This is a genomic window from Caulobacter sp. CCNWLW153 (genome assembly GCF_036889365.1).
GTDB lineage: Bacteria > Pseudomonadota > Alphaproteobacteria > Caulobacterales > Caulobacteraceae > Caulobacter > Caulobacter radicis.
The window spans coordinates 148,334-166,209 of record NZ_JBAKFV010000010.1 but is presented as its reverse complement, the minus strand read 5'-3'; the positions used below and the strand labels follow the sequence as shown (position 1 = coordinate 166,209).

The window sequence follows — 17,876 nt, the reverse complement described above, 5'->3', positions numbered from 1 at the left end:
ACTACCGAAACCCCGCCCTGCGCGGGGCCCAGGTTTTTTGCGACCGCCAGTCGACGATCCGAAAAAATCACCTGGGCCCCGCCGCACGGCGCGGGCGACGGGTGATTGAGAGACTATATTTACGGGACCGGTGTCTAACCGGTCCCGTAAACGGATCCGAAGCGCAGCGGCCGAAAATGGATAGCGGCCAACCGGTCGTCGCGCTTCATGTTTGAAACGAGCTCGTGATCCCGCCGGATGGCCTCGGCGGGCGAGCATCGAGGCGAAGACGATGGCGGACGACGCAGGCATCATCAATCAGGTCTTGACCGAGACCTCCTTCCTCTACGGCGCGAACGCCGCATTCGTTGAGGACCTCTACGCCCAGTGGGCGGAGAACCCCGGGTCGGTCGAGCCCTCTTGGAACGCCTTCTTCTCCTCGCTGGCCGAGCAGGCCGATCAGGTCAAGCGCGCCGCCAAGGACCCGGCCTGGACGCCCAAGAGCGTCCCCGCCGCCCGCCCCGACTGGCTCTCCGCGCTCGACGGCCAGTGGGCCAGCGTCGCCCCCGCCGTCGAAGCCAAGATCGCCAAGGCGGTCGAGGGCAAGGCCCCCGGCGCCTCCGCCGAAGCCGTCCGCGCCGCCACGCTGGACAGCCTGCGCGCCATCATGATGATCCGGGCCTACCGGATGCGCGGCCACCTCGCCGCCAACCTCGACCCGCTGGGCCTGGACCCCGCCAAGGACGCCAGCGAGCTGGATCCGGCGACCTACGGCTTCGCCGAGGCCGACTACGACCGTCCGATCTTCCTCGACTTCGTGCTGGGTCTGGAGACCGCCACGATCCGCGAGATCCTGTCGATCCTGCGCCGCACCTACTGCGGCAATGTCGGCGTCCAGTACATGCACATCTCCGACCCGGCCGAGAAGGCCTGGCTGCAGGAGCGCATCGAAGGCCGCGACAAGGAGATCGTGTTCTCCAAGGAGGGCAAGGTCGCCATCCTCAAGAAGCTGGTCGAGGCCGAGGGCTTCGAGCGCTTCCTGCACAAGCGTTTCCCCGGCACCAAGCGCTTCGGCCTCGACGGCGGCGAAGCCATGGTCCCGGCCATGGAGCAGATCATCAAGCGCGGCGGCGCGCTGGGCGTGAAGGACATCGTCCTGGGCATGCCGCACCGCGGCCGCCTGAACGTGCTGGCCGCCGTGATGGGCAAGCCCTACCACGTGATCTTCCACGAGTTCCAAGGCGGCTCGTCGGTCCCCTCGGACGTCGAGGGTTCGGGCGACGTGAAGTACCACATGGGCGCTTCGTCGGACCGTGAGTTCGACGACAACAAGGTCCACCTGTCGCTGACGGCCAACCCGTCGCACCTGGAAATCGTCAACCCGGTCGTCATCGGCAAGGCCCGCGCCAAGCAGGCCTTCCTGCTGCGCGAGACCCCGGACGCCGGTCGCGGCCACGTGCTGCCGCTGCTGCTGCACGGCGACGCGGCCTTCGCCGGCCAGGGCGTCGTGGCCGAGTGCTTCACCCTGTCGGGCCTGAAGGGCTACCGCACGGGCGGCACCATCCACTTCATCGTCAACAACCAGATCGGCTTCACGACCAGCCCGCGCTACTCGCGCAGCTCGCCCTACCCCAGCGACATGGCGCTGATGGTCGAGGCCCCGATCTTCCACGTGAACGGCGACGACCCCGAAGCCGTGGTGTTCGCGGCCAAGGTCGCCACCGAATATCGCCAGATGTTCGGCAAGGACGTGGTCATCGACATGGTCTGCTACCGTCGCTTCGGTCACAACGAAGGCGACGATCCGACCATGACGTCGCCGCTGATGTACGCGAAGATCAAGGGCCACCCCTCGACGCGCGAACTGTACGCCAACCGCCTGATCGCCGAAGGCCAGATCAGCCAGGCCGAGTCCGACGCCTGGGTCGGCGAGTTCGAGACCTTCCTCGACAAGGAATTCGAGTCCGGCAAGAGCTACAAGGCCAACAAGGCCGACTGGCTGGACGGCAAGTGGAAGGGCCTGGCCCAGCCGGGCGACGAAGAGCGCCGCGGCAAGACCGACGTTCCGCTCGCCAAGCTGCAGGAACTGGCCGCCAAGATCACGGCCATCCCGGAACGCATCGACGCCCACAAGACCGTGCGCCGCGCGATCGAGAACCGTCGTGACGCCTTCACCAAGGGCGAAGGCCTCGACTGGGGCGCCGCCGAGCACATGGCCTTCGCCACCCTGCTCGACGAAGGCTTCCCCGTTCGCCTGTCGGGCCAGGACTCGGTCCGCGGCACCTTCACCCAGCGCCACTCCGACGTCATCGACCAGAAGACCGAAGAGCACTATACGCCGCTGAACAACATCCGCCCCGGCCAGGCCAACTACGAAGTCATCGACTCGGCCCTGTCGGAAGAGGCGGTGCTGGGCTTCGAGTACGGCTTCTCGCTGGCCGACCCGAACACCCTGACCCTGTGGGAAGGCCAGTTCGGCGACTTCGTGAACGGCGCCCAGGTGGTGATCGACCAGTTCATCAGCTCGGGCGAGCGCAAGTGGCTGCGCATGAGCGGTCTCGTGATGCTGCTGCCGCACGGCTACGAAGGCCAGGGCCCCGAGCACAGCTCGGCCCGCCTCGAGCGCTTCCTGCAGTCGTGCGCGGAAGACAACATGCAGGTCGTCAACTGCACCACGCCGGCCAACTACTTCCACGCCCTGCGTCGCCAGATGCACCGTGAGTACCGCAAGCCGCTGATCGTGATGTCGCCCAAGAGCCTGCTGCGCCACAAGCGCGCCGTCTCGAACCTGAGCGACCTGGCCGAAGGCACCGCCTTCCACCGCGTGATGGTGGACGGCGCCGAAGCCGGCTGCGACGTCGGCGGGATCACGCTGAAGAGCGACGATCAGATCAAGCGCGTCATCATGTGCTCGGGCAAGGTCTACTTCGACCTGATCGACCAGCGCGCCAAGACCGGTCGCGACGACGTCTACATCCTGCGCCTGGAGCAGTTCTATCCGTGGCCGATGAAGTCGGTCATGGGCGTCCTGAACCGCTTCAAGAACGCCGAGCTGCTGTGGGTCCAGGAAGAGCCGAAGAACATGGGCGGCTGGACCTTCGTCGATCCGTGGATCGAGCTGACCCTCGACAAGATGGACATCAAGGCCAAGCGCGCCCGCTATGTGGGCCGTCCGGCGAGCGCCTCGACCGCCGCCGGCCTGATGAGCCGCCACCTCAAGGAGCTCGAAGCCTTCCTCACCGAAGCCTTCGCCTAAGAGCACCAACCTTCAAGCCGCCGCGCCCTCGGACTTGTTCGATAGGCGCGGCGGCCTAAGTTCGTTTAGACCCCGACCGCCAGATCAAAGAGACATCGGAACCTGACATGGCCGACATCATGACCCCCGCCCTGGGCGAATCCGTCACCGAAGCGACGGTCGCCCGCTGGACCAAGAAGGCCGGGGAGGCCGTGAAGAAGGACGAGCTGCTCGTCGAGCTGGAAACCGACAAGGTCAGCCTCGAAGTCGTCTCGCCGGCCGACGGCGTCCTGGCCGCGATCAGCGCCGAGGAAGGCGCCACCGTGGTTCCGGGCACGGTCCTGGGCGTGGTGACCGAAGGCGCCACCGCCTCGGCCGCTCCGGCCGCCGCCGCTCCGGCCCCGGCCGCTGCTCCGGCGCCCGCCCCGGCTCCGGTCGCCGCCGCTCCGGCCGCTCCGGCCGCCGCTCCGGTCAGCCCGGCCCCGGCCCGCGTCGCCGCCGAGAACAACCTCGACCTGTCGAAGGTCGTCGGCACCGGCAAGGACGGCCGCGTGACCAAGGGCGACGCGCTCGCCGCCCTGGAAGCCCGCGCCAGCGCCCCGGCGCCGGCCGCCGCTCCGGCCGCGCCGCGCGCCCTGCACGAACGCGAAGAGCGCGTGAAGATGACGCGCCTGCGTCAGACGATCGCCCGTCGCCTGAAGGAAGCCCAGAACACGGCCGCCATGCTGACGACCTTCAACGAGGTCGACATGAGCGCGGTCATGGCCCTGCGCGCCCAGTACAAGGACGTGTTCGAAAAGCGCCACGGCGTGAAGCTGGGCTTCATGTCCTTCTTCACCAAGGCCGTCGTGGCCGCGCTGAAGGCGATCCCGGACGTCAACGCCGAGATCGACGGCCAGGACGTCATCTACAAGAACCACTACGACATCGGCGTCGCCGTCGGCACCGACAAGGGCCTGGTGGTTCCGGTCGTCCGTGACGCCGACGCGCTGAACCTGGCCGAGATCGAAAAGACCATCGGCGACCTCGGCAAGAAGGCCCGCACCGGCGGCCTGGCCATCGAGGACATGCAGGGCGGCACCTTCACGATCACCAACGGCGGCATCTACGGTTCGCTGATGTCGACCCCGATCCTGAACGCGCCGCAGTCGGGCATCCTGGGCATGCACGCGATCAAGGAACGCGCCATGGTCATCAACGGCAAGATCGAGATCCGCCCGATGATGTACCTGGCCCTGTCGTACGACCACCGCGTCGTCGACGGCGCCGGCGCCGTGACCTTCCTGGTCAAGGTCAAGGAAGCCCTGGAAGACCCGCAGCGCCTGCTGCTGGACCTGTAAGGGTTTCAGTCTTTCGAGACATGGAAAGGGGCCGCGAAAGCGGCCCCTTTTTTCTTTGATCAGAAGATCCTCCCCCTCTGGGGGAGGCGGCCGAAGGCCGGTGGGGGGACGTTTTCAGCTCCCGAAACGACGGCCGATTTCCCGACTACGCCCCCCTCCGACCGCTACGCGGTCTCCTCCCCCATAGGGGGAGGTTCCTCATTCCGCGTCCCACCTGAACGCCGCGTCGATCCAGTCGCCGATGCGACCATCCGGACGGGCCAGGCCGTAGACCGCCGCCATCTCTTCATCGGTCAGGGCGAAATCGAAGATCGCGAAGTTCTCGGCCAGGCGGGCCGGGTTCTTGGTGCGCGGGATGGTGATCACACCCTGCTGCACCTGCCAGCGCAGGGTCACCTGGCCCGGAGTCTTGCCGTACTTGTCGCCAATGGCCTTCAGCACCGGATCGTCGCCGACCTTGCCCTGGGCCAGCGGCGACCAGGCGGTCAGCGAGGCGCCCAGCTTGTCGGCCGTGGCCCGCAGGGTCTTCTGCGACAGGTAGGGGTGGTACTCGACCTGGTTGGTGGCCAGCGGGGCTTCGGAAAGGCCGGCGGCCTCCTCCATCAGCGCCGAGGGAAAGTTCGACAGGCCGATGGCCCGCGCGCGACCGTCGGCCTTCACCGCGTTGAGCGCGGCGATGGTCTCGGCCAGGGCCGGCTTGGGTTTGGGCCAATGCAGCAGCAGGAGGTCGACCTGGTCGACGCGCAGCTTCTTCAGGCTCTCGTCGACCGAGCGCTGCAAGTCACCCTCGGCGAACTTGTCGATCCACACCTTGGTGGTGACGAAGATCTCGCCCCGAGCCACGCCGGTGGCCGCCAGCGCCGCGCCGACGTCCTGCTCGTTGCCGTAGATCTGGGCGGTGTCGACATGCCGATAGCCGAGCTCCAGCGCCTTCTCGGTCATGGTCTGAGCCATGCCGTTCTCCAGCTGGTAGGTGCCCAGGCCGATGGCGGGGATCTCGACATCGCCCGAACGGACGCCGGGGGTGGGGTTCGACATGGGAAGCTCCGGAAATCTGGTCAGCCGGATATAGGCGCCCCGCCCCGCTTCGCCAGCCGAAGTTGCAGGTGCTGCAGGCCGGTCAGCAGCAGCGTGAGCGCGTAGAAGCCGGCCGACATCGCGACCATGGTCACCAGCACGGCGGGATAGCCGCGCTTGGCCACGTCGAGGAACGGGTAGGGATAGAAGCCCGAGATCGCCCCGTGCAGCAGCGTCCAGGCGCCGAAGGCGGCGGGGAACGCCAGCGCCTTCCAGGCCTGGCTCCAGCGGGCGGCCTCGCGCGGCGGAAAAGCCAGCAGATCGGCGAGATAGAGCAGCGGCGCGGCCGTGTGCAGCAGGGTGTCGGCGACCAGCTGCCAGCCCTTCGGGTCCCACAGCCCCGCCAGCAGCCAGTGATAGATGGCGCCGGTCACGGCAATGTAGACGCCCACCGCCACCCGCGTTCCCGCGCGCCGCGCCCAGAGCGCCAGCCGCGATCCTGGCGCCAGCGCCGGCGCGGCCAGCACCAATCCGACGGCGATGTTGCTGAGGATGGTGAAGTAGCTGAAGAACCGCACGGTCGAGACCGCCGCCCGGGCCGCGTCCTCGCCGGCCACCATCAGGACATATTGCAGCACGACGCCGAACCAGACGACGGCGGCGGCGAGCAGGCGCCAGGCGCGCAACGGATCAGGCCCGCGCGTCATGGGTCCTGGAGACCTTCTTCGGCACGCAGGCGCGCCAGTGACGCTCGAGCAGGCTCTTGACCGTCCCCGCCTCGGCCGCCGACAGCCGCGCCAGCACCGTCGGATAGTTCCGGTAGTGGTCGGTGAAATAGAACGCCTCGGGCGCCGCCTCGATCAGCATCTCGCGCTCGTCGAACGGCACGCCGGGCAGCACCAGGCTGTCGCCGTCCTCCTTCAGCCTCGTCAGGAACTTGCCGTTCGCCTTCAGGCAGGGATAGCCATAGGACGTCCCGTCCGCGACCAGCGGCAGGGCCAGGGCGAAGGCGCGGACCTCGTCATAGGTGATGGGCATGGGCGAAGCTCCCCTCCCGCGACTATAGAGGGACCATGAGCGCGGAAAACACCCTGAAGACGCCGATCCTCGTGCTGGGGGCCACCAGCCTGATCGGGACCTTCCTGATGGAGCGGCTGCAGGCCGCCGGCCACGAGCCCATGGGCCTGTCGCGCCGGCCGCCCTACGGCTTCTCGGCCAGCGGCGACGCCTGCTGGATCGACGCCGACCTCAAGGGCGACGACCTGGCCGAACAGCTGCCCGGCGCGGCCACGGTGTTCTCGCTGTCGCCGATCTGGCTGCTGCCGGCCGTGCTGCCGCTGCTGAAGGCGCGGGGCATGAAGCGCCTGGTGGCCTTCTCCTCGACCAGCCGCTTCACCAAGCAGGACTCGCCCGAGGCTTCCGAGCGCGTGGTGGCCAAGGCCCTGGCCGACGCGGAAGACGCCGTCGAGGCCTTCTGCTCGGAGCAAGGCGTGGCCTGGACCATCCTGCGGCCCACCCTGATCTACGCCGAGGGCCGCGACGGCAATGTCAGCCGCCTGGCCGGCCTTATCCGCCGCTTCAAGGTGCTGCCGCTGTCGGGGGCCGGCGAGGGCCTGCGCCAGCCGGTCCATGCCGACGACCTGGCCGCCGGAGCGATCGCCGCCGCCGCCGCGCCCGCCGCCCTCGACCGCGCCTACGCCCTGGTCGGCGGCGAGACCCTGCCCTATCGCCAGATGGCCCGCCGGGTGTTCGAGGGCCTGGGCCGGCGACCGGCGATCCTCGTGCTGCCGCCTTGGCTGTTTTCCCTGCTGCTGACCCTGGCGCGGCCGTTCTTTCCCGGCGCCACGGCGGCCATGGGCGCGCGGATGAGCCAGGACCTGGTGTTCGACTCGTCCGACGCGGTCAGGGATTTCGGGTGGGCGCCGCGGGATTTCCGGCCTCGGTTTTAAGGCGCTCCCCCTGAAGGGGGAGCTGTCGCGAAGCGACTGAGGGGAAGTTTCAGCGGCGCGTCAGCAAGCACTTCCCCCTCCGGCCCTTCGGGCCACCTCCCCCTTCAGGGGGAGGATCTTCAAGCCAACCCAGCCTGACCGTAATACAGCGCCCCCGCCGCCGGCCGCTTCAGGCCCCGGGCAATACGCGGGCCGAACTTGGTCGCCGACAGCAGGCGCGACACCATCGCCTCGTCGCCGGCCCGGCGGAACGCCCGGGCCGAAGCCGACCACAGGGCCGTGGTGGCCGGGTGCGGCAGGACGACGCCCGCCGCCAGGCCCAGGGCCAGCAGGCTCCAGCCGACGATACGGTTCGAAATCGGGGCGGGACGGGTCATCGGATGTCTCCTTTCATGGGGTGGAGGAGGACCGCCGGGGGCTGGGCGGGTGGCGGTCCTCCTCGGGCCGCCGAGCGAGCGTCTACTCGGCGGCGATGGGGGCCGCGTCGAACGCGATCCCCAGTCTCGAAGCGACGCCCGCGGCATAGGCCGGGTCGGCGCGGTGGAAGTGGACCAGCTGGCGACGCACGATCGCCTCGGGCACGCCCTGCATGGCGCCGGCGATGTTGCTAAACAGCGCCGCCTGCTGGGCCGGGCTCATCAGCCGAAACAGCGCGCCCGGCTGGGCGTAGTCGTCATTGCCCAAGCGGTGATCGAAGCGGTCGGCGTCGCCATGCAAGGGCAGCGGCGGCTCGGCCACGGACGGCTCCTGCACCGGCCCGCCGAAGCTGCTCGGCTCGTACCAGGCCTGCGTCCGCTTCGGCGCGTCGAAGCGCATGGCGCCGTCGGCGTGGTAGTGGTTCACCGGGCAGCGCGGACGATTGACCGGCAGCGCCTCGTAGTGCGTGCCCACCCGATAGCGGTGCGCGTCGGCATAGGCGAACAGCCGGCCTTGCAGCACCTTGTCGGGCGAGAAGCCGATCCCGGGCACGATGTTCGACGGCGAGAACGAGCTCTGCTCGACCTCGGCGAAATAGTTGTCCGGGTTGCGGTTCAGCTCCAGCACGCCGACCTCGATCAGCGGGAAGTCGGCGTGCGGCCACACCTTGGTCAGGTCGAACGGATCGAACGCGGTCTCGCGCGCTTCCGCCTCCGTCATGATCTGCACCTTCAGGGTCCAGCGCGGGTAGTCGCCGCCCTCGATGGCCTCGAACAGGTCGCGCTGGGCGCTCTCGCGGTCGCCCGCGATCACCGCATTGCCCTCGTCGTTGGTCCAGGTGCGGATCCCCTGCTGGGACTTGAAGTGGAACTTCACCCACACCCGCTCATTGGCGTCATTGATGAAGCTGTAGGTGTGGCTGCCGAAGCCGTGCATGTGGCGATAGCCCTGCGGCAGGCCGCGATCCGAGAACAGGATCGTCACTTGGTGCAGGCTCTCGGGGCTCAGGCTCCAGAAGTCCCACATCGCCGTCGGCGAGCGCAGGTTCGACACCGGGTGGCGCTTCTGGGTGCGGATGAAGTCGGGGAACTTCAGCGGGTCGCGGATGAAGAACACCGGGGTGTTGTTGCCCACCAGGTCCCAGTTGCCCTCCTCGGTATAGACCTTCAAAGCAAAGCCGCGCACGTCGCGCTCGGCGTCGGCCGCGCCGCGCTCGCCGGCCACGGTGGAAAAGCGCAGCAGCACTTCGGACTGGGCGCCTGGCTGCAGGGCCTTGGCCTTGGTCCAGGCGCTGATGTCGTGGGTGATGGTCAGCGTTCCATACGCCGCCGAACCCTTGGCGTGGACCACGCGCTCGGGGATGCGCTCGCGGTTCTGGTGCGCCAGCTTCTCGATCAGCTGGTAGTCCTGCATCAGGAGCGGGCCGCGCGGGCCGGCCGACAGGCTGTTCTGGTTGTCCGCGACGGGCGCGCCGGCCGTGGTGGTCAGGATGGTCTTGGTCATGTCGCCCTCGTCGAATTTCGTAGCGCCACTGTCGCGGGCGGCGTTCGATAAATCCAACTGATCGTTTTTCTCGGCAGGATCGGAAAATCCTATCGAACAGCAACCCGGGCGATCACGCGGTTCTTGGAAGGACGCATCGGCTCGACCCGGCGGGCGCGGCGGTTTAAGCCAAGCCGCATGACCGCCATCCTGCCCGACGCCGCCGCCGCCAACTGGGTCGACCGCTACGCCCCCGAGCCCCTGCGCCCCTGGCTGAAGCTGGGGCGCTTCGATCGTCCGGCCGGCATCTGGCTTTTGATGCTGCCCGGCTGGCAGGGCATCGCCCTGGCCGCGGCCGAGAAGGGCCAGCTGCCCAATCCCTGGCTGCTGATCGCCTTCTTCGTCGGGGCGGCGCTGATGCGGGCGGCCGGCTGCGCCTTCAACGACATCGTCGACCGCGACTTCGACGCCCAGGTGGCCCGCACGGCCCTGCGCCCGATCCCGGCCGGCCTGATCACCGTCAAGCAGGCCTGGCTGTTCCTGGTCGGCTGCAGCCTGACCAGCTTCCTGATCCTGATCTGCCTGGGCTGGGTCGCCATTGGACTCGGGGTGGCCTCGCTGGTGCTGGTGGCCGGCTATCCGTTCATGAAGCGGATCACCTGGTGGCCGCAGGCGTGGCTGGGCCTGACCTTCAACTGGGGCACCCTCTTGGGCTACGCCGCGGCCACCCACACCCTGTCGTGGTCGGCCGCCCTGCTCTACGCCTCGGGCATCTTCTGGACCCTGGGCTACGACACGATCTACGCCATCCAGGACATCGAGGACGACGCCCTGGCCGGGGTGAAGTCGTCGACCCGTCGCCTGGGCTCCAGGGTCCGCGAGGGCGTGGCGGTGTTCTACGTCCTGGCCTTCGCGCTGGCGCTCGCGGCCGCCTGGGTCGGGGGCCTTGGGCCGCTGTTCCTGCCGCTGCTGGGCCTGTTCGGCCTGCACCTGTCGCGCCAGGCCGTGGCCGTGCGCGTCGACGACGGCCCCGGCGCGCTGAAGATCTTCAAGTCCAACGCCCAGGCCGGCGCGATCCTGGTCCTGGCCCTGGTGGCCGGACTGTGGAGCCCGGCGGGGCTGTAGAAAAATGAACCCTCTCCCGGAGGAGAGAGGGAGGGGCCCAGGCGACAGCCTGGGAGGGTGAGGGGTCACGTCGCCAACCGTCGCGCCGGCACGCCGTCCTCAGTCCCTAACCCCTCATCCGACCTGCTTCGCAGGCCACCTTCTCCCTCCAGGGAGAAGGAAGATCAGAACGGCCCCGCGCGGTAGATCCGCTCCATCGACCTCTCCAGCTCGCCCAGCCGGCGGTCATAGGCCCGCGCCAGGCACGTCCGGTTGGCCTTGCAGCCCGCGCGATCGTTCAGCCAGGCCTGCTGGCCGTCCATCAACGCCCCGCGCGCGCCCATGCCCATGGTGCGCTTGTTGATGTCGTAGAGAACGGCCATCCGCACGTCCTTGTCGTTCAGCGTCCGGTCGGCGCAGATCGCCTTTTCGTCGGCCCGCCTGGCCTTGGCGCAGTCGAAGCTGGCCGCGTGCGCGGCGCCCGCGAAGCCTAGCGAGACAAGGGCGACGGCGATCGACAAGCGCATGAAAATCCTCCGGAAACGGACGTGACCTAACGGCATTCTGTCGGCCAGAACCTGAATGTGCGATGATCCGTTCCATGGCCGTCGCCGCTCGCATCAAGCCGCAGGAGCTGTTCGCGCCCGAGGAATGGGCCCGCCTGTCGGCGCGCTCGTCCTGGCGCGGGATCGCCATGGTCGCCCACGCCTGGGGCGTGATCCTGGCGGCCGGCGCGCTCTTCGTGATCTGGCCCAATCCGCTGACCTACATCGTCGCGGTGATGCTGATCGGCGCCCGGCAACTGGGCCTGGCGATCCTGATGCACGAGGCCGCGCACGGGGGCCTGCATCCCAATCTGAAGGTCAACGACTGGCTGGGTGAGTGGCTGTGCGCCGCGCCGCTGGGGGCGTCGCTCAACAGCTATCGCCCCTACCACCTGACCCACCACAAGTTCGCCCAGCAGGCCGAGGACCCGGATCTGGTGCTGTCGGCGCCGTTCCCCACCACCCGCGCCTCTCTGCGCCGCAAGATCGTCCGTGACCTGACGGGCCAGACCTTCTTCAAGCAGCGGCTGGGACCAATCATCGCCGGCCTGAAGCAGCGCGCCGACGGCCAGGCCCCCGGCGCGATCTTCGCCCGCGCGGCGGCGGGCCAGAAGCGGTTCCTGCTGATCAACCTGGCCATGCTCGTGGTGTTGAGCGTCGCGGGCCTGTGGTGGGCGTGGTTCGCCCTGTGGCTCGTGCCGATGGCCACCTGGTTCCCGCTGGTCACGCGCCTGCGCAACATCGCCGAGCACGCCCTGGTCGCCAAGGACGAGCCAGACCCGTTCCGCCACGCCCGCACCACCCGGGCCAACTGGCTCGAGCGGGCCCTGGTCGCGCCCTACCACGTCAATTTCCACGCCGAGCATCACCTGTTCATGCACGTGCCCTGCTGGAACCTGCCCCGCGCGCACCGGCTGCTGCGGGAAAAGGGGCTGACGGAGGGGATGCTGACCGCGCCGGGCTATCTGACGGTGCTGAAGGCGGCGTCCGGGAAAGTTGCCTGACCCTATACTTTCCCGTCATTCCCGCCCTTGTGGCGGGAACCCCTCCATAAGCCGCAAGGGCAGACGTGACGGATCGCTGGCGATCCGCTGGCGCCTCACGTGCGAGCGTAACCAGGGGTTCCCGCCACAAGGGCGGGAATGACGGGCGGATAGGTTGGCGGCCTACTGGTCTCGCCGTCGCGCCGATGCTCTAACCGCCCCCATGATCGTCCAGACCCTGGAAGGCCGTCGGGCCTTCATCGCCGACAACACCCGCCTGCTGCCCACGCCGCACGCGCCCGAGCTGGTGCTGCATCTGGCCGACGAGATCACGCCGCTGTGGAAGCTGACCGAGGAGGCGCTGGAGGAAATCGGCCTGCCGCCGCCGTTCTGGGCCTTCGCCTGGGCGGGCGGCCAGGCCCTGGCGCGCTACGTGCTGGACCACCCGCAGATCGTGCGCGGCAAGACCGTGATCGATTTCGCCACCGGCTCGGGAATCGTCGCGGTGGCGGCGATGAAGGCGGGCGCCAAAAGCGTGCTGGCGGCCGACATCGACGTCTTCTGCGAGGCGGCGGTGGCGATGAACGCAGAGGCCAACGGCGTGGAGATCGCCTTCACCGACGCCAACCTGCTGGACGCCCCGCCCCCGCCGGCCGATGTGCTGCTGGCCGGCGACATCTGCTACGAGGGGCCGATGGCGGCGGCCGTCATGGCCTGGCTGGGGAAGGGCCGCGCGGCCGGCGCCACGGTGCTGGTCGGCGATCCGGGCCGCACCTACTTCCCCAAGGACGGCCTGGAAAAGCTGGCCGAGTACCAGGTGCCCACCACCCGCGAGCTGGAAGACCTGGCCATCAAGCGCACCAGCGTCTGGACTCTGCCCTGAGCGGAAGTTAGAACATAATGAGAACATATCGAGGGGCACGCCCATGCGCGAAGACGGCAAGATCGACTACATCGAATGGGCGGGCGGCGAACTGCCGGCGACCAAGGCCTTCTACGCCGCCGCCTTCGGCTGGAGCTTCACCGACTACGGCCCCGGCTACACCGCCTTCGAGGGCCAGGGCGCCGACGGCGGCTTCGTGGGCGACATCACCGAGGAACCGGCCAAGCCGCTGGTCATCCTCTACGCCCACGACCTGGAAGCCATGGAGGCCAAGGTCACGGCCGCCGGCGGCGTGATCGTCAAGCCGATCTTCGAGTTCCCGGGCGGTCGCCGCTTCCACTTCATCGACCCGGCCGGCAACGAACTGGCCGTCTGGAGCGCCACCGGCTTCGAATAAATGATCCTCCCCCTCTGGGGGAGGTGGCCCGGAGGGCCGGAGGGGGGCCGTTTTCAGCTTTCGCAGACCTGACCGATTGCGCAGCCGCTTCCCCCTCAGTCGCTCCGCGACAGCTCCCCCTTCAGGGGGAGCATCTCGAGCCTGCCGCCCCCTGCTAAAACCGTCACACATCGCTTTCAAACTCCGACGCCTGACGATCGGCCGGGCTTGGGGGAAGCGACATGGGCGAGCGGACGTGCGGTTCCTGCGGCCTGTGCTGCAAGGTGCTGGCCATCGAGGCCCTGGCCAAGCCGGACGGCGTCTGGTGCGGCCATTTCAGAAAGGGCGGCGGCTGCGGGTCCTACGAGACCCGGCCCGACGCCTGTCGCGGCTTCCACTGCCTGTGGCTGACCTCGGAAAAGCTCGACGAGGCCTGGCGGCCCGACAAGGCCGGCTTCGTCATGTACCCCGACCGCGACGGCAAGCGGCTCAATGTCGTGGTCGATCCCGGCAAGCCCACGGCCTGGAAGCGCTCGCCCTACTACGAGCGCATCAAGGCGATGTCGCAGCGCGCCTATGACGGCTACGAGCTGGTGGTCTGCGTCGGCGACCGCCGCACCGTGGTCTTCCCCAGCCAGGACGTGGACCTGGGCGTGCTCGATCCCGGCCACAAGCTGGTCAGCGGCTATGTCACCCGCGACGGCGCGCAGGTTCCCTTCGCCATGGTGCTGAGCGACCCGGAGGGGTGAGGGCTGCGCGGCGGCGGTGGGTTTTGCCCCCCTCAGCCCCTGTCTTGGCCTCCCTCGGCCTAGTGGCGAGAGCCCATGCCGGCGACAGCTCGGACCTCGGCCGTCCTCGAACGGCCTGAGCAGCGGAACGATGGATCCTGGACGCCGGCCCCAGGAAGGCGATCGAGATTATGGGACCGAAACCTGGCAGCAGCCTGTCGGCAGGACGTTCCCAGCCGGCCCCAACAAGCCTATCTAGCCGCCCATGAGCGATTTCGAGGATGACGACGACAACGGAGGCAAGCGCCGGGCGCTGTCCAACGGCCAGGTGCTGGGCTTCCTGGCGCGGTTCTGGCTGCGCCGGAAGACGATCTTCGCCGCCGGCGTGATCCTGACCCTGGTGGCCGTGGCCTTCGACCTGGCCCTGCCCTGGGCCTCGGGCAAGCTGATCGACGTGGTCGCCGCCGGCCACAAGGACCAGGCCTGGGGCGCATGGGCGGCCTTCGTCGGCGTCTACCTGGCCTTCTCGCTGATCCGCAACGTCGCCCACCGGTTCTGGATTCCGCTGGCCGCCCGCAACATGGAGGAGATGACCAACGAGGGCTTCGCCCGCGTGCAGGCCTTTTCGTCCGACTGGCACGCCGACAGCTTCGCCGGCGCCACGGTGCGCAAGCTGACCCGCGCCATGTGGGGCTATGACAGCGTCACCGACGCCTTCACCATCTGGCTCGTGCCCAGCCTGATCGTGCTGGTCGGCCTGTCGGTGATGATGCTGGTGCGACAGCCCCTGGCCGGGGCCATCTCGCTGGGCGTGGTGGTGCTGTACCTGGCGGTGAACCTGTGGATCACCGAGCGCTATGTCCGCCCGTCCAATCTGAAGTCCAACGCCCTGGACTCGGCCATCGGCGGGGCCCTGGCCGACGCGGTGACCTCCAACCCCACCGTCAAGGCCTTCGGCGCCGAAGGCCGCGAGACCGAACGCCTGGCGCAGGTCACCGCCGCCTGGCGCGACGCGGTGATGGTCACCTGGAACCGCTTCACCGACGTGTGGCTGGGCCAGAACCTGCTCCTGGTGCTGCTGCAGGCGGGGCTGTCGGGCGCGATGGTCTGGAGCTGGCTGCAAGGCAAGGCCGGCCCCGGCGACGTCGCCTTCGCCATCACCGCCTTCCTGCTGATGAGCGGCTACCTGCGCAACATGGGCGAGAACATCCGCATGCTGCAGAAGGGTCTGGACGACAGCGAGGACGCCGCCGCCTGGGCCACCCTGACGCCGCAGGTCGCCGACCAGGCGGGCGCGCCCGACTTCGTGCCCGGCCCCGGCGAGATCGCCTTCCAGGGCGTGACCTTCGCCTACCGCAACGCCGGCGCGCCGCTGTACGACCGCTTCTCGCTGGACATCGCGCCGGGCGAGAAGGTGGCCCTGGTCGGCCCGACGGGTTCGGGCAAGTCGACCTTCGTCAAGCTGATCCAGCGCCTGCACGACCTGCAGGGCGGACGGATCCTGATCGACGGCCAGGACGTGGCCCGCGTGACGCAAGGCAGCTTGCGCCGCGCCATCGCCGTGGTGCCGCAGGACCCGGCCCTGTTCCACCGCTCCCTGCTCGACAACATCGCCTACGGCCGCCCCGACGCGACCTTCGACCAGGTGGTGGAGGCCGCGAAAAAGGCCCGCGCCCACGACTTCATCCTCAAGCTGCCGCACGGCTACGACACCCTGGTCGGCGAGCGCGGCATCAAGCTGTCGGGCGGCGAGCGCCAGCGCGTGGCCATCGCTCGCGCCTTCCTGACCGACGCCCCGATCCTGGTGCTGGACGAGGCCACCTCGTCGCTCGACGTCGAGACCGAGGCCCTGGTTCAGGAGGCCGCCGAGGCCCTGATGCAGGGCCGCACGACGATCGTCATCGCCCACCGCCTGTCGACCGTGCGCGGCGCCGACCGCATCCTGGTGTTCCAGAACGGCCGGGTCGTCGAGGAAGGCCGCCACGCCGACCTCAAGGCGGCCGGCGGGGTCTATGCCCGGCTGAACGCGGTCAGCGAGGGCGCTTAAGGTTCAGCGGGCGCGCGAGACGATCGCGCCGTCCGTCCGCGCACCGGCGGGCGGACAGGCCTTGTCTTCCGGCGTGATCGAGAGGCGCGCGCCGCCGACCAGCAGGTCCTGGCGGGGCGCGCTGGGCGCCACGCCGAACCGGCCGGTCTTCATCAGTTCTTCCAGCTTGATCGGCCCGCATTCGGGCGTCGCCACGCCGAACGACTTCCACGTCCCGTCGTGGAGCTTGAAGATCTGGACCTGGTTGAAGACCCGCACCAGCACTTCCTCGACGCCGTCGCCGTCGATGTCCAGCAGCCCGGCGGGACATTGGGCCGGTTCCCGGGCGCATCCGAACAGCTCCGAGGCCTCCAGGCCGGTGACGAAGCTCTCCGGCAAGGAGCGCCCCGCCGGATAGACCGGCAACCGGCGCAGATCGACGCGAGAGGCGTCCAACCTGTAGCGGCGCTCCGTCCGCTTGCGCGCCGCCTTGGCTTCGCGGGCGACCGCCGCGTCGGGATCGCCGGCCAGCCGGTCCAGCGCCGCTTCCCCGCGCTTGCCGGCGTCGAAGCGCAGGAAGTCGTAGTCGAAAGCCTCGGGCTTGACCTTGCCCGACGCCAGCCGGGCCAGCTGGCTGTCCACCGACAGCCGCACCGGATCGGCGATCGGGGTGAACAGGACCAGCAGCACGGCGATGGCCACGAAGGCCAGGGTGATGTTGGTCGCCTCCAGCGGCTTCATCCAGGCGCCGGGCTTGAGGGCCGCGACTGCGTAGCCGATCGCATAGCCCGCCGCGACCACGACACAGGCGGCGCCATACACCCGCTCCGGGGTCAGGCCATACTGGTTCACCCGCAGCCAGATGGCGTAGCCGGCCAGCACGGTGATCGGGGCCAGCAGCAGGCCCGCGATCCGCGCCGCCCAGGCCAGCACGGTCGGCGGCCGCTCGGTCCCGTCCTGATAGGCGGCGTTGGTCAGCACGATCAGGAAGGCGGCCGCCGTCAGCAGCAGGGCCGCGGCCTTCTTGGTGGCCCACAGCAGGTCCAGCCCCTTGAAGGGCAGGGTCGCCAGGAAGCCGGCGGCGATCAGCACCATCAGCGGCAACAGCCAGGCCAGCAGCGTCAGCGACACCGTCCGCACCCCGCGCACCAGGCCGGCGCGCACGTCGGTCAGCTGCACGGCGGCGGCGAACATCACCGCCGTCGCCGGCCAGGAGAACCACGGCTGGTCGATCAACTTGTCGATCGCCTCGATGCCGATCATCGAGAACAGGGCCGAGGCCAGGTGCAGCAGCAGCCAGAACGCGCCGGTGAACAGGGCCGACAGCGCCAATTGCACCCCGTGCTTCCAGGTCTCGTCGAAATAGGTGGTGAAGCGCGCGATCGGCCGACGCTCCATCTCGGCCGGCTGCACCAGGTGGTGGCCGATGAACAGCAGGGCGGCGATGGCCAGCATCGCCACGCCCTCGGGGATCACCGACCGAGGCCGGATCTCGGCCTGACCGCTGTGGACGGCGTAGGCGGCCAGGCCCGCGGCGACCAGCACCGCGACCAGCTTCCAGGCCGCCAGCCGGCTCAGGCGCATGGTCGACAACCCCGCCAGCACCACGAACGGCACGAAGATCGCGACCGCGGCGATGGCGGCGAACACCGCCGGCTGGGTGGCCGGCCAGGCCTTGGCCTTCAGCGCGTGGTCCAGGCAAAACAGCAGCAGGCCCTGGGCCAGGCCCGTGACCAGGCGCAGGATCGCGACGCGGCGCACGGCCTTGGGATCGGCGGTCTCTGGCGCGGGATCGGTCATGGCGTCGTTTCG

General features: G+C 69.1%; 16 protein-coding genes. 9 read left to right on the top strand and 7 right to left on the bottom strand.

Going from position 1 to position 17,876, the window contains the following annotated elements:
- Window positions 1-271 precede the first annotated feature (271 nt).
- Window positions 272-3,235, top strand: a complete 2,964-nt coding sequence (locus V6S85_RS16595; protein ID WP_116563588.1) for a 2-oxoglutarate dehydrogenase E1 component — start codon at window positions 272-274, stop codon at window positions 3,233-3,235.
- Between the two features lie 107 nt (window positions 3,236-3,342).
- Window positions 3,343-4,554 carry a 2-oxoglutarate dehydrogenase complex dihydrolipoyllysine-residue succinyltransferase gene (odhB, locus tag V6S85_RS16590; RefSeq protein ID WP_334349608.1) on the top strand — a complete coding sequence of 404 codons (1,212 nt, stop codon included), beginning with the start codon at window positions 3,343-3,345 and terminating at the stop codon, window positions 4,552-4,554.
- A 198-nt stretch (window positions 4,555-4,752) separates the two neighbouring features.
- Here odhB and V6S85_RS16585 read toward each other — a convergent pair whose 3' ends face one another.
- From V6S85_RS16585 to V6S85_RS16575, 3 genes are read right to left on the bottom strand one after another with little or no spacing between them, the layout of a single operon-like run.
- Window positions 4,753-5,592, bottom strand: a complete 840-nt coding sequence (locus V6S85_RS16585) for an aldo/keto reductase (RefSeq protein WP_334349607.1) — start codon at window positions 5,590-5,592, stop codon at window positions 4,753-4,755.
- Window positions 5,593-5,612: 20 nt separating this feature from the next.
- Entirely contained in the window at window positions 5,613-6,278 is a 666-nt protein-coding gene (locus V6S85_RS16580) for a Pr6Pr family membrane protein (protein WP_334349606.1), read from the bottom strand.
- Window positions 6,262-6,609: an MmcQ/YjbR family DNA-binding protein gene (locus tag V6S85_RS16575; RefSeq protein ID WP_334349605.1), complete on the bottom strand. Its 348-nt coding sequence runs from the start codon at window positions 6,607-6,609 to the stop codon at window positions 6,262-6,264. The genes V6S85_RS16580 and V6S85_RS16575 overlap by 17 nt, the downstream gene beginning before the upstream one ends.
- 35 nt (window positions 6,610-6,644) lie before the next feature.
- On the opposite strand from V6S85_RS16575, the gene V6S85_RS16570 reads away from it, so the two are divergent.
- Complete coding sequence (locus V6S85_RS16570; protein ID WP_334349604.1) at window positions 6,645-7,520, top strand: NAD-dependent epimerase/dehydratase family protein; 876 nt, start codon at window positions 6,645-6,647, stop codon at window positions 7,518-7,520.
- 119 nt (window positions 7,521-7,639) lie between these two features.
- On the opposite strand, the gene V6S85_RS16565 is transcribed toward V6S85_RS16570, so the two are convergent.
- Window positions 7,640-7,897, bottom strand: coding sequence for a hypothetical protein (locus V6S85_RS16565; protein ID WP_334349603.1), 258 nt, complete (start codon window positions 7,895-7,897; stop codon window positions 7,640-7,642).
- A gap of 82 nt (window positions 7,898-7,979) precedes the next feature.
- Window positions 7,980-9,440 carry a catalase gene (locus V6S85_RS16560; protein WP_334349602.1) on the bottom strand — a complete coding sequence of 487 codons (1,461 nt, stop codon included), beginning with the start codon at window positions 9,438-9,440 and terminating at the stop codon, window positions 7,980-7,982.
- Window positions 9,441-9,617: 177 nt separating this feature from the next.
- Between V6S85_RS16560 and ubiA the strand changes: the two genes are divergently transcribed.
- Window positions 9,618-10,544, top strand: a complete 927-nt coding sequence (ubiA, locus tag V6S85_RS16555; RefSeq protein WP_334349601.1) for a 4-hydroxybenzoate octaprenyltransferase — start codon at window positions 9,618-9,620, stop codon at window positions 10,542-10,544.
- A 164-nt stretch (window positions 10,545-10,708) separates the two neighbouring features.
- Here the strand turns inward: ubiA and V6S85_RS16550 are convergent, their stop codons facing one another.
- Window positions 10,709-11,050, bottom strand: coding sequence for a lysozyme inhibitor LprI family protein (locus tag V6S85_RS16550; RefSeq protein WP_334349600.1), 342 nt, complete (start codon window positions 11,048-11,050; stop codon window positions 10,709-10,711).
- 74 nt (window positions 11,051-11,124) lie between these two features.
- On the opposite strand from V6S85_RS16550, the gene V6S85_RS16545 reads away from it, so the two are divergent.
- The 5 genes from V6S85_RS16545 to V6S85_RS16525 all read left to right on the top strand — a co-directional run bounded on the left by V6S85_RS16545 (window position 11,125) and on the right by V6S85_RS16525 (window position 16,085).
- On the top strand, window positions 11,125-12,072 hold the full coding sequence (locus V6S85_RS16545) for a fatty acid desaturase family protein (protein WP_334349599.1): 948 nt from the start codon (window positions 11,125-11,127) through the stop codon (window positions 12,070-12,072).
- Window positions 12,073-12,274: 202 nt separating this feature from the next.
- A complete protein-coding gene (locus V6S85_RS16540) occupies window positions 12,275-12,934 on the top strand; it encodes a class I SAM-dependent methyltransferase (protein ID WP_116569618.1) in 660 nt (219 codons plus the stop codon).
- A gap of 43 nt (window positions 12,935-12,977) precedes the next feature.
- Window positions 12,978-13,331 (top strand): VOC family protein, encoded by a 354-nt coding sequence (locus tag V6S85_RS16535; RefSeq protein ID WP_116569619.1) that lies wholly within the window; start codon window positions 12,978-12,980, stop codon window positions 13,329-13,331.
- A 221-nt stretch (window positions 13,332-13,552) separates the two neighbouring features.
- Window positions 13,553-14,059 carry a YkgJ family cysteine cluster protein gene (locus V6S85_RS16530; protein ID WP_116569621.1) on the top strand — a complete coding sequence of 169 codons (507 nt, stop codon included), beginning with the start codon at window positions 13,553-13,555 and terminating at the stop codon, window positions 14,057-14,059.
- A gap of 244 nt (window positions 14,060-14,303) precedes the next feature.
- Window positions 14,304-16,085 carry an ABC transporter ATP-binding protein gene (locus V6S85_RS16525; protein ID WP_334349597.1) on the top strand — a complete coding sequence of 594 codons (1,782 nt, stop codon included), beginning with the start codon at window positions 14,304-14,306 and terminating at the stop codon, window positions 16,083-16,085.
- 3 nt (window positions 16,086-16,088) lie between these two features.
- Here the strand turns inward: V6S85_RS16525 and V6S85_RS16520 are convergent, their stop codons facing one another.
- Window positions 16,089-17,864: a DUF4153 domain-containing protein gene (locus V6S85_RS16520; RefSeq protein WP_334349596.1), complete on the bottom strand. Its 1,776-nt coding sequence runs from the start codon at window positions 17,862-17,864 to the stop codon at window positions 16,089-16,091.
- Window positions 17,865-17,876 lie beyond the last annotated feature (12 nt).